The sequence below is a fragment of the Escherichia sp. 94.0001 genome, from assembly GCF_013369155.2.
GTDB classification, from domain to species: domain Bacteria; phylum Pseudomonadota; class Gammaproteobacteria; order Enterobacterales; family Enterobacteriaceae; genus Escherichia; species Escherichia coli_F.
The window spans coordinates 1-11,984 of sequence record NZ_JABWMS020000089.1; the positions used below are offsets into that span (position 1 = coordinate 1).

Sequence of the window (11,984 nt, forward strand, 5' to 3'; positions counted from 1 at the left end):
TGAATGACACACCGTTTGCCGATGAACGTGTGATTGAGCAGCATATTGAGGCAGGTATTTCACTGTGTGATGCGGTGAACTTTCTCGTTGAAAAATACGCCCTGGTACGTACCGACCAGCCGGGATTCAGCGCCTGTACCCGCTCTCAGTTAATAAACAGCATCGATATCCTCCGGGCTCGCCGGGCAACAGGCCTGATGACCCGCGACAATTACATAACGGTAAATAACATTACCCTGGGGAAGCATCCGGAGGCAAAACGATGAAACTGGCCCTGACGCTGGAAGCTGACAGCGTTAACGTACAGGCACTGAACATGGGGCGAATTGTCGTTGACGTCGATGGTGTTAATCTCGCTGAACTGATTAACATGGTCTGCGATAACGGTCACTCCCTTCGTGTTGTTGATGAATCTGACCGGAGCACAACTGACAGCATGCCACCCTCCGCTGCCCTGAGCGGTATACGCTGCAGCACCGCACATATCACGGAAACAGACAACGCCTGGCTGTACTCGCTGTCACACCAGACTAATGACGACGGCGAATCAGAATGGATTCATTTTACAGGCAGCGGCTATCTGTTACGTACCGATGCATGGTCGTACCCGGTTCTGCGGCTTAAACGCCTGGGGCTGTCAAAAACGTTCCGCCGTCTGGTTGTCACACTTACCCGACGTTATGGCGTCAGTCTCATTCATCTGGATGCCAGCGCTGAATGCCTGCCGGGTTTACCCACTTTCGACTGGTAACCAGAAACAACATGAAATCATTAACCACGGAAACAGCGCTGGATATTCTGATTGCGTGGCTGCAGGACAATATCGACTGCGAATCGGGAATTATCTTTGACAACGATGAGGATAAAACGGATTCGGCAGCACTGCTGCCCTGCATTGAACAGGCCAGGGAAGATATCCGTACACTGCGCCAGTTGCAGCTTCTGCACCAGAACCGGTGACTCTCACTCACCAGACTTCATTCCACTGACGCCAGCCTGAATACGGCTGGCGTTTTCGTTTATAAACCAAAAGGAAAAATGATGATGTCAGATACCACACTCTCCCGCCCGGAGGTGGTCAGCGGGCATACGGACGTTATCTATTCCACCTCAGTCTGCCACATTCTGGCTGTACGAAAGAGTACACTGTTGCCAATCGACACAATTATCCGGCATCAAGTGAGCGATATCAGTTAACCGATATAGATGGGGAAGATGCTTTTATCCGGATTGGATCTATCGCGATGGTGCGAGTACCACTTGATGCAATGGAGCCTGTCGAGGCAGATGACGAGTAACAGAGCTCGGTATCTCAATCAGGACCTGATTGTCCTGGTTCGATGCCGAAAACCAGTGATTTTTCGTGTTGGTATCTGTGTTGGTATAGGATGGTGTTGTTTATTATTAACAATTTTAAATCATGAGGTTAAATCGCATGTTTGAGTCCGGCCTTCGCACCAAAAGTATGTAAATAGACCTCAACTGAGGTCTTTTTTTATGCCTGAAATCCGCGCCACACAAATCTTTTCCACTGTTTTTTTCAACTAACGTCAACCTGGTTCAATCCATATTAAATCCCTTAAGAATACCGAACCAAGTATGTACGCGTTTATCTATTAAGGATTTAGCTCTTTCAGAAAATCTAATCCATCCTCCAGGCACAATATTTATTGCGATCGCGCTCGCATCGTGGACAATGTTTAATCATAAGTAATATTTACATCAATGAAATCAATGATTTCTATTATGTCACGGAATGAGAAATGGACAGCAATACATTGGGATTCACTTCATACTGGCGCAACTCCCTAGCTGACGCCGAATCTGGCAAAGGAACGTTTTCACGTAAAGATACAGAATCATTCATTCGGTGGATAAATATCACCGCAGGGCAGTTGGATGACGAAACTATTCGGGCATTTTTTGACGGTGAAGGGGAGTCTGTAAAAAACGTTGAAGTCGTGTTACGGCCCCAGGTGTGGAACCGCATTGTAAAGCATGGCAAAGAGCAAACGGCAGGTGCACCCGCAATTATTACGCCACTGGTTACCTCCGCTCTTCTTAATAGGGAAGGTTTTTTGTTTCCTGCCGCTTCAGCCACTATTCCCCGCGATCTGCTTGAACCTCTCCCTTCCGGTCATTTTTCTATTGGTGAATTGGTGCAATATGACAAATACAAAACTACGCATAACACAGCCACCATTAATGAAGGTCAACCAGAACATTACGAAGAAACTGACGAAGAGAAAGCGGAACGCCATGCCAGGTATCGTCAGCATTGGCAAAATTATCTTCAACAGTCAGATAACCTTTTAAGAAACGTCGCTGGAAATTGGGTCGCTACATCTGAGCCATACGAACGGGCTGGATACGGTTATATTGTTAAAGCTAGCCAGCATGTAGGGGCCAGTGTTCATATCCTGCCTTTGTATGACCATCTGCTGATGAGCCAGGTTAAGGTTCCTCTATTAACGCGTTTTGCCTCAAATGAAATGGTTCCACTAGAGCCACTTCTCGCTAAGAATGCTATGTTCTGCGAACGTCTGGGGCATTCCGGCGATAAGTTTCCGCTGGCAGTGGCGCAGCGCGATGCCCTGAGCCATTATCTGACTCAACAGCAGGGGGATATGCTCGCTGTTAACGGTCCTCCGGGAACGGGTAAAACTACGCTGGTGCTTTCTATTATCGCCACCGAATGGACTAGAGCCGCACTTAATCAAGCTGAACCTGCTGTAATTATTGCCACATCAACTAACAATCAGGCCGTCACCAATATTATTGAAGCCTTTGGAAAAGATTTCTCTACTGGTTTTGGCGTAATGGCTGGTCGTTGGTTGCCGGAGGTAATAAGCTATGGCGCTTATTTTCCGTCTTAAAGCCGTCAGGTTGAGGCTGCGAAGAAATACCAGACTGAAGATTTTTTTAACCACGTTGAATCCCAGGAATATCTGGAAAAAGCCCGGGCATTTTACCTTGAAAAAGCGGAGGTGGCGTTTGGAGCTGGAGAGTGCAATTCACCAGAGCATGTAGTGACGCTTTTGCATGAACGTTTAACTTCACAGTTTATTCAACTTCAGCAAATCGAACCCGCATGGCGCAGGCTTAATGATATCCGCCATGAACAGCGAGCCATCAGTGAGAATCTCGACCAGTATCTTCAGGACGAAAACACACGTCTTCTCAATATTGGCAATGAAATTTCATTTTTAACCAGAGGTAAAAAGCAGTGGCAGCAATACCGTGCTGATGAGTCGCTAGTGTATGCGGTTTTGTCATGGCTTCCTGCTGTTCGTACTAAACGCCATTACCAGATTAACCTCTTCCTGGACTCTACGTTTGGCACAAGAATGACATCGTTCCAGGGAAATTATCCCGAAGATATTGATGAATTTATTGATAGTTTGATTGCTAAAACGCAAAAGGAGCAGGATGAGTGCCAACAGAACATCAACTATGCGAATGATATAGCCCGACGCGAAATAGAAGCTGCAAAACAATGGCGTGAGTTGACTTATGCTTTGGGTTACAGAGGTGACGATGAATTGAATCTTTCAGGAGCGGATGAACTTGCCGATACTCAGATTCGTTTTCCAGCGTTCTTGGTAGCGACCCATTATTGGGAGGGGCGTTGGCTGATTGATATGGCAGCTATAGATAATTTGCAAAAAGAAAAAGGAATTACCGGGATAACTATCGCCGAGGCTCGTTGGCTAAGAAGAATGAAACTTACTCCTTGTGTGGTGATGACCTGCTACATGTTGCCTTACCATATGAACAGAAGAAAATCTTTTGGTGGCGATAGAACATCGGATAATAATTATTTATATAACTTTGCTGATTTACTGATTGTCGATGAAGCCGGGCAGGTACTTCCGGAGGTTGCTGCAGCTTCCTTTGCATTGGCGAAGAAAGCGCTGGTGATTGGCGATACGGAGCAAATAGCTCCAATCTGGAATTGTCTACCCGTCACTGATATGGGCAATATGCTTGAGGAGAATATTATTTCTGGTGGCACTCAGGAAGAGTTAATAAATACATATACTCACGTGTGTGGGTCTGGAAAAAGTGCAGCATCTGGCAGCGTAATGCAGGTAGCCCAGTTTAACTCTCACTACCAGTATGATCCCAAGTTCGAGCGCGGAATGTATCTGTATGAGCATCGTCGCTGTTTCAATAACATCATCGGCTACTGTAACTCACTTTGCTATCACGGTAAGTTGCAGCCTAAAAGAGGGATGGAAAAAGGGACGATTTTCCCCGCAATGGGATATTTACATATTGATGGTAGAGGCATGAAGCCAAATGGGGGGAGCCGTTATAACCCTCTTGAAGCTGAAACAATAGCAGCATGGCTGGTGGCACATAAGGATGATATAGAGCGCCATTATGGGGAACCACTGTACAAAGTTGTTGGTGTTGTGACGCCATTTTCGGCGCAGGTTAATGCTATCAAAACGTCATTGCGTAAGCTGGAAATTAATGGCAAAGACGAGGAGGGTTCACTGACAGTGGGGACTGTGCACTCCTTGCAGGGGGCGGAAAGGGCGATTGTTCTCTTTTCTCCAGTCTACTCAAAACATGAAGATGGCAGGTTTCTTGATAGCAACAGCAGTATCCTCAATGTTGCTGTCTCACGCGCTAAAGATAGTTTTCTGGTATTTGGCGATATGGACCTTATCGAGATGCAGCCCGCATTTTCGCCGCGAGGGTTATTGGCAAAATATCTCTTTTCTTCAGATAATAATGCGTTGCAATTTGAGTTTCATAAACGACAGGATTTAATTTCCGCACATACACAAATTTCAACGCTGCATGGCGTGGAGCAGCATGATGAATTTTTGAACAAGACTCTTGCCGGAGCTCAAAAGAAAATAACGATTATTTCCCCTTGGTTATCCTGGCAAAAAATGGAGCAAACGGGATTTCTGGCATCAATGGCTTTGGCCCGTTCCCGGGGCATTGATATTACTGTGGTGACGGATAAAAACTGCAATATAGCGCATGTCGATGATGATAAGCGTCAGGAGAAAAAACATCTGCTGAATGATGCTGTTGAAAAGCTCAATAAGATGGGTATCGCTACGAAATTGGTTAATCGTGTCCACAGCAAAATTGTGATTGAGGATGAAGAACTGCTGTGTGTCGGATCTTTTAACTGGTTCAGTGCTGCACGGGAAGATAAGTATCAACGATACGATACGTCTTTGGTGTACCGTGGCGAAAGCGTAAAAAATGAAATAAAGGCAATATATAGCAGTCTGGATCAACGTCAGCTTTAAATGTGATGAGCCGTTCATGATACAGGAGTAGTAAAGGGCATATTTTACCAATGTTAAGGCGACTTTGCGTTTTATTGCGAGTCGCCTTTCCTGATTATAAATCTTATTGTTTACCTAATCATTTTCCTTTGCATAATGCGCCTGGGATTAATGGCGGGTGCTTTTGGGAATGAAAGAAAATGCAAGCAATAATATAATGATGGCCTAATTTCTTTGAACATCATTAAGCATATTATCATCGTCTATTTGCCAGAATCCGTCGCCTTATAATCGCCAGAACGGCATATCAGGTCGGTACTGTGAACGCTGTGGTCCAAAACGTTCCAGTAAACTGTGCAGAGATTCGTAGATTTCCGAGCCATAATCGAAAAGGCGCGGATGTCTATTAAGGCATCCGGCTAATCTGTAAGCAATAACAACGGTTTATGCGGTGCGCGTTTTTCACCCTTGTGCCAGATTATTATATTGGCAATTGCCTGCTGTTCGAGCCTGCAAGTGAAGAGATATTACCTTGATCTCATTTGTTTTTTGTTGCCTGTTTTGGGAACGGACAAGGACATCCCCCATGAATAAACTCCCCGCTCACCTTTCGCTCCAAAACTGCAAAATTGCTTCTACAAATCTGTCAGAAATAATCCCCCGACGGGCTGCTGAGCTGAAATGACTGCTTCGCAGTGACGTCGTCCAGTTCTCCGCTGACCGGTACGCTGAACCGTAATATCCCGTGCTTAAATCGTCTGGATCTTCATCAGGCGCGTTCGTCAGTCCTCTTGCACCTTGTTGCTGGAAGTCGACGAAAATAATATTGGCTAAAACATTATTTTGATAATTGCCATAAATAGCTTCATACGCATGAGGGAAATTTTCTTTCCAGTACCAGGTGGTATCGCCGCAAAACCACGGCGCGTCAGTAATTTTATTAAGCTGAGAATGGTATTGTTTTAGATCCCTACGAAAGGCTTTAACCATATGATTAAAGTGTTGAGGGTGTGACGCGTAGTCACTGGTCATTAGGTCAAATTCGCCTTGCATCCAGCATACGCCGAGGAATTTGTTCTGCGGATTTTTTGCCAGTGCGGCTCGCGCTCTGCTGACTAAATCCTGGTATAGCGGAGTATCCGTTCCCCAACGACAAGCATCATGGCTGGCTCCGTGCCGTTCTGAATATGTCCCTTCGCTGCCCGCGGTAAAAGCCGATCCGCCACGGCAACACGGAACGATGAGAACCCCTGCATTATCAGGAATAAAGGGCAGTAATTTCCGTGCAATATGCAGTGCCTGGCCAACGGTGCCGTACTGTGTTTGATGATTCGTTGCCAGAGGATGGTGATAACCCTGCATATCCTGAACATCGTGTGGGCAGTGAGTCAGTGGAATAATGTCGTTAAAGTGACATGAGGGGCCTCCGGGATGCGTATGCGCGAATCTCGCTAATTGTTTAATCCTGGGATGAGGCGCATCTTCCCTGTCCGGTAATGGCAGTCCTTCGCCATACGCCATGGCATTAGACTGACCGGCAACGGTAAGAACATAGTAATAATCGGGCGATATTATTGCGTTCATATAATTTTCGCGTAATTGAAATGGCAAATTGATAGCAGAGCCCCTTTACTGGGGCCCTGAAGCATTAGTTTTGTACTGTGACTTTATTATCCTTCACAGAGATCAAAACTGAATCCGTCACCGCTTTGCCGCCTGCAGTTTCACCGCCAATAATTAATAAACTATTATTCCAGGGCAATGATACTCCGTAGGCCCGACCTTGCGATAATTCGCCCGATTTATCCCATTTCCCGTTATGCCAAAGATGAATATCAGCGCTATATGATTTTTTCAGGCCTTCATGCGCATAGTTCTTACCGTTCTGATAATTTTCCCGCGACCCCTTGAATCCGGCCCCCCCGGCAAATATAAGAGAGTCATTGCTTATCCCCGCAAAACCGCCAGCGACGCCATCTGGTGATGAGACGGGAGCAAGCTTATTCCATTTTAAATTATTACCGGTGAAATCAAGTTCAAATACGGCATCCGTTCGCAATCCTGGTTTGGCTTCGCCATTAATAAGCCAGGTTTTATCGCCTTTATTCACAACCGCCGCACCAGCCGTTCCGTACCAGGGAGATTCGCCAGCGTAACTCCATTGCTGTGTTGAGGGATCAAAAGACAACAGAAACTTATTGAAGAAATAATCTTCTGCTTTTTTGTCAAAATAGTGGGCGTTGATTTTCTCTATAGCGGTTGGATCTTTTCCAGCTTCGTTGAGATCTTCAAAATAGCCATTGAAGATATTCTGGTTAACACCGCCAGTAACATAAGCCTTGCCGTTGTGTACAAAAGTCACATGGCCCGCCATGCCCATCGGTGCGTGCGACATCAATTTAACCCAGCTATTGGTTTTGGGGTTGTATTTGTGTACGTCATTAAATACCTGAGTCAAGCCCTCGCTGTTTTTGCCAATGCCGCCAAACACATACAGATTGCCATCAATAAATGCAGAGGTTGCTTGATCTCTCGGTCCACCAGGGAATGCAGCTAACGCTATCCATTTTTTATCTTTGGCCTGTGTATCCAGCTTGTACCATGCTGTACCTGCGCTACCTAAACCAATGTAGACAGTGTCGTTATCAATTGCTCCGGTACCACTTTTAAAAGGCACCGGAGTTTGCGGTAATACAGACGCGTTTGCGGCAAATGAAGCCATCATGATAGCAAGCGCCGTTATTGTTTTATTCATTGTGACTGTCTCCTGTCTACTACAGTTTAAATGACACACCAATGCGATAACTGTTTTCCGATAAATTATCTCTGCCGTTGTAAACACCCTGACGGTCAAGGTAGTCATATTCTATGTATGGCGTAATATCGGGCGTCATATGGTATTGTAGAACAAATGCATTTTCTGTCGCCCATTTCTTGTGGTTTGCATAGCGATAATCGTTCTGTTTGCTGTATAGCGTCGTTTGCCATGCGAAGGTGAAATCACTATTAATATGGTAAGTGACATATCCATCCCAACGATGAACGTTATCACGAGACATATCACCGGATAAGTCTTGTTGTCGGTAAGCTTTCCAGTCGTAACGATAGCGAATGCCAAAATTAAGATCTTTTGTCGCGTCCCAGGACAGTTTTACGTAGGGTCCGTAGCGTGTGCCGTTGCTGCTAAAATGCGTTAACATTCCCGGGCGCACCGTCCATTGATCATCAAGTTTAATCGCGTAATTAACTTCAACCTGAACATCATTGAGTGCGGCATTTTCCTTTTTATTATCATGAATGGTATTCCAGGTATTACTTTCCATGCTTGCCCACCATCCATTTTGCCATCCCTCACTGACTTTGAGTCGAGTCTCATAGGCGTGGCTTCCACTACGATATCCACCACGTACGTCCAGTGTCGCAGCTTGAGAAATTAATGGTGACGAAAAGCACAGTAATAATACGCCAGAAAGTATTTTAGCCTTTTTCATAAATTTCACTCATTTGTAGGATACAGAAAGCAATACAAAGCCCGCATAAACAATTAGCATTTATGTTGTGTAATATTTTTTGCCAGGCTTATAGTGTCTTTGGTAACGGGTAGCTGTATTTTATATTTTTGTATAAGGTCTCCTGTGAAAATTCTCTCTCCACATTATTTAAATAAACAAAGAGCCAGATTAAATACCTGAGTATAAAATCTCTTCTGATGTTTAATTGATTTGTATGTTCGTAAGCGATATCACTTACTCAATCCATTTTATCCAGAGTCATAAAATAGAGTGTCTGTTGATCTCATTTTCATATTCCTTTCAGACTGAAGTGCGTTTTCATCACCCGATGAGAAAGAACTGAAGTGATGTTTGCCATAGATTGCGAGATGCCCTGTCTCATTGACTTCGTGGTGCACCTTTATACCTGTTATACCAGATCGAAAATCACACAATCCATACAACAAAACCAGAATTGCCATTCGCGTCACAAAATATGTCGATCTTTTTCTAAGAAGAAGATGCCATGTGAAGCTAAACGAACACTTGTGGAGGCCTTCTCAAACCAAAGTTTTTTGTTTAATTACCTGTTTTATATTGAATTTATTTAGAGTCTAAACAAGGGAAGATTTGCAAGCTAACTCAGTGAGCGTGGTGAAAATAAGTGTTTACCCGCCATCAGGCTGAGCATAATTCTCATCATGAAATATGTTTCCAGGTTTGTGGCTTGTAACTGGTCATTTCTGAAGTCGATCAGGAGAGGCTTGTTGATGTTCAGTACGCATTGGTGTTTTCAGGATGATGCTTCACTTAGTTTGTTTGCCGTATCGCCCGGCGAATAGCTGTGATTGAAGAAGGTTTAAGACGTAGTGACCAAAGCCATATTTACCAATGAATGTAGATGAAAAAGCGTCGCCTGCTTTCCCCCATATCTCCATGATAAAAAGGAATATAACAATCTCATGGCGTGAGTTGACGAACCAGACAGGAATAATCGCTAGGGACCTAAGAATTAGCATGATAATAGACGCTAAGAAATTACTGCGTTCCATGAAATAGCCATTTTGTGGCAAATGCAGTTGACTAATAATGTCATATGTGAGACGGCTAGTTGAACGAATATTAAATTTTGCTGAATTTTTTATGTTGATTTTACTTGTTACAGAACATATCACATGATATATAGATAAGATTAGTTGCATTAATGATGAGGGTTATTATTAGATTCGTATCACATTGATAAATATATAAAGGTACATAGCATGCAAGAGCATGGCGTTTGTATGGCAAAGTTATTATAAGTAACTATCGCTACTCCATTTAAGTTCACTCAGAAGAACTGGTCCACTTACGTTAATTATTAAGCAAACGTTCGCTTTTATAAACATAATCAGGATTAAAATGTTGGATTATTGCTAACCCAGCACAGCTAGTGCGCGTCTGTAATTATAAGGGAAAACGATGAAGAATAAGGCTGATAACAAAAAAAGGAACTTCCTGACCCATAGTGAAATCGAGTCACTCCTTAAAGCAGCAAATACCGGGCCTCATGCAGCACGTAATTATTGTCTGACTTTGCTTTGTTTTATTCATGGTTTCCGGGCGAGTGAAATTTGCCGATTGAGGATTTCGGATATTGATCTTAAGGCAAAGTGTATCTATATCCATCGATTAAAAAAAGGCTTTTCAACAACGCACCCGCTATTGAACAAAGAAGTTCAGGCTTTAAAAAACTGGTTGAGTATCCGTACTTCGTATCCGCATGCTGAGAGCGAGTGGGTATTTTTATCACGTAAGGGGAACCCGCTTTCTCGGCAACAGTTTTACCATATTATCTCGACTTCTGGTGGTAATGCTGGGTTATCACTGGAGATTCATCCGCATATGTTACGCCATTCGTGTGGTTTTGCTTTGGCGAATATGGGAATAGATACACGACTTATCCAGGATTATCTTGGGCATCGCAATATTCGTCATACTGTCTGGTATACCGCCAGCAATGCAGGGCGTTTTTACGGCATCTGGGATAGAGCCAGAGGACGACAGCATCACGCAGTTTTATAGAGATAGATGAGATACCAGGGATGGTGTTAAAAAATACATTATTCTTACGATATATCAAAAATGATTAACCATTTATTAATTGATGTTATTGTAAGTGTGATTCTTAATTATCATAATAAACATTAAGTTAACCATATCCATACAAAATACAATGGTTTGTGTTCTTCAAAATAAATAAACAAAATCATTCATAAATTTACACATCACTCAAGTTCTCCTGTTTCTGCACTTTTTTCTTTATTTTTTAAGCAACTGGAAGTTAATCCGCTGCAATCTATTGTTATATTGAATCAAATCAATGAAAATAGATGTTGTCACATCAGTGATATTTTATTTTTGTATGATATTTAATGTAATTGACTGATAGCCACATAACTTCCTGTGTGGTTATCTTTTTATCTATTGGGCTAATTTTAACCGATTGAGGTTTCCTATAGGTATTCATTCAAATATATCTCAGTCAGGAGTACTACTATTGTGAGTAAACGTCGTTATCTTACCGGTAAAGAAGTGCAGGACATGATGCAGGCGGTTTGTTACGGGGCAACGGGAGCCAGAGATTATTGTCTAATTCTGTTGGCATATCGGCATGGGATGCGTATTAGTGAACTGCTTGATCTGCATTATCAGGATCTTGACCTTAACGAAGGTCGAATAAATATTCGCCGACTGAAGAACGGATTTTCTACCGTTCACCCGTTACGTTTTGATGAGCGTGAAGCTGTGGAGCGCTGGACCCAGGAACGTATTAACTGGAAAGGCGCTGACCAGACCGACGCCATATTTATTTCTCGCCGCGGGAGTCGACTTTCTCGCCAGCAGGCCTATCGCATTATTCGCGATGCCGGTATTGAAGCTGGAACCGTGACGCAGACTCATCCTCATATGTTAAGGCATGCTTGCGGTTATGAACTGGCGGAGCGTGGTGCAGATACCCGTTTAATTCAGGATTATCTCGGGCATCGAAATATTCGCCATACTGTGCGTTATACCGCCAGTAATGCTGCACGTTTTGCCGGATTATGGGAAAGAAATAATCTCATAAACGAAAAATTAAAAAGAGAAGATGCCTGATGTAACTTATTGATAATAATATGAAAAGATAAAGAAATATAAGACAATTGGGGCCAAACTGTCCATATCATAAAAAAGTTTTGTATTTGTTCTCAAG

Annotated in this window: 8 protein-coding genes and 5 pseudogenes; 9 read left to right on the forward strand and 4 right to left on the reverse strand. The window is 43.5% G+C overall.

Annotated features, from left to right (window positions below; translation table 11 throughout):
• The 6 genes and pseudogenes from cbtA to yjhR form a co-directional block, all read left to right on the forward strand.
• A partial coding sequence (gene cbtA, locus HEN33_RS22675; protein ID WP_115449481.1) for a type IV toxin-antitoxin system cytoskeleton-binding toxin CbtA occupies positions 1-266 on the forward strand: 266 nt, incomplete at its 5' end.
• The gene (locus HEN33_RS22680; protein ID WP_001470575.1) at positions 263-751 is read left to right on the forward strand and encodes a DUF5983 family protein; all 489 of its coding nucleotides are present in this window, start codon (positions 263-265) and stop codon (positions 749-751) included. The genes cbtA and HEN33_RS22680, both read left to right, overlap by 4 nt.
• 11 nt (positions 752-762) lie before the next feature.
• Positions 763-960 (forward strand): DUF957 domain-containing protein, encoded by a 198-nt coding sequence (locus HEN33_RS22685; RefSeq protein WP_000839249.1) that lies wholly within the window; start codon positions 763-765, stop codon positions 958-960.
• Between the two features lie 84 nt (positions 961-1,044).
• A pseudogene (locus HEN33_RS22690) lies at positions 1,045-1,194 on the forward strand (hypothetical protein); the annotation flags it as partial.
• A pseudogene (locus HEN33_RS26980) lies at positions 1,170-1,298 on the forward strand (helix-turn-helix transcriptional regulator); the annotation flags it as partial. The pseudogenes HEN33_RS22690 and HEN33_RS26980, both read left to right, overlap by 25 nt.
• Positions 1,299-1,763: 465 nt before the next feature.
• Positions 1,764-5,279, forward strand: a pseudogene (gene yjhR, locus HEN33_RS22695) (helicase YjhR).
• A gap of 267 nt (positions 5,280-5,546) precedes the next feature.
• Here yjhR and HEN33_RS26510 read toward each other — a convergent pair.
• Positions 5,547-5,752 (reverse strand): annotated as a pseudogene (locus tag HEN33_RS26510) (phosphorothioated DNA-binding restriction endonuclease); the annotation flags it as partial.
• A 92-nt stretch (positions 5,753-5,844) separates the two neighbouring features.
• Between HEN33_RS26510 and HEN33_RS27160 the strand changes: the two are divergent.
• The gene (locus HEN33_RS27160) at positions 5,845-5,943 is read left to right on the forward strand and encodes a hypothetical protein (RefSeq protein WP_422112305.1); all 99 of its coding nucleotides are present in this window, start codon (positions 5,845-5,847) and stop codon (positions 5,941-5,943) included.
• 332 nt (positions 5,944-6,275) lie between these two features.
• Here the strand turns inward: HEN33_RS27160 and HEN33_RS27165 are convergent.
• From HEN33_RS27165 to nanC, 3 genes and pseudogenes are all read right to left on the reverse strand, one after another.
• A pseudogene (locus HEN33_RS27165) lies at positions 6,276-6,842 on the reverse strand (sialate O-acetylesterase); the annotation flags it as partial.
• Between the two features lie 64 nt (positions 6,843-6,906).
• Positions 6,907-8,013, reverse strand: a complete 1,107-nt coding sequence (gene nanM / locus HEN33_RS22705) for an N-acetylneuraminate epimerase (RefSeq protein WP_105288112.1) — start codon at positions 8,011-8,013, stop codon at positions 6,907-6,909.
• Positions 8,014-8,032: 19 nt separating this feature from the next.
• A complete protein-coding gene (nanC, locus tag HEN33_RS22710) occupies positions 8,033-8,749 on the reverse strand; it encodes an N-acetylneuraminic acid outer membrane channel NanC (RefSeq protein WP_001295734.1) in 717 nt (238 codons plus the stop codon).
• 1,461 nt (positions 8,750-10,210) lie between these two features.
• Here nanC and fimB point away from each other — a divergent pair.
• A complete protein-coding gene (gene fimB / locus HEN33_RS22715; RefSeq protein WP_000790582.1) occupies positions 10,211-10,813 on the forward strand; it encodes a type 1 fimbria switch DNA invertase FimB in 603 nt (200 codons plus the stop codon).
• Positions 10,814-11,290: 477 nt separating this feature from the next.
• Positions 11,291-11,887, forward strand: a complete 597-nt coding sequence (gene fimE / locus HEN33_RS22720) for a type 1 fimbria switch DNA invertase FimE (protein ID WP_000044720.1) — start codon at positions 11,291-11,293, stop codon at positions 11,885-11,887.
• Positions 11,888-11,984 lie beyond the last annotated feature (97 nt).

What these genes read in the sequence shown, in the direction of transcription:
- HEN33_RS22680 (WP_001470575.1), top strand. Translation starts at nt 263, where the DNA reads ATGAAACTGGCCCTGACGCTGGAAGCTGACAGCGTTAACGTACAGGCA.
- HEN33_RS22685 (WP_000839249.1), top strand. Translation starts at nt 763, where the DNA reads ATGAAATCATTAACCACGGAAACAGCGCTGGATATTCTGATTGCGTGG.
- HEN33_RS27160 (WP_422112305.1), top strand. Translation starts at nt 5,845, where the DNA reads ATGAATAAACTCCCCGCTCACCTTTCGCTCCAAAACTGCAAAATTGCT.
- nanM (WP_105288112.1), bottom strand. Translation starts at nt 8,013, where the DNA reads ATGAATAAAACAATAACGGCGCTTGCTATCATGATGGCTTCATTTGCC.
- nanC (WP_001295734.1), bottom strand. Translation starts at nt 8,749, where the DNA reads ATGAAAAAGGCTAAAATACTTTCTGGCGTATTATTACTGTGCTTTTCG.
- fimB (WP_000790582.1), top strand. Translation starts at nt 10,211, where the DNA reads ATGAAGAATAAGGCTGATAACAAAAAAAGGAACTTCCTGACCCATAGT.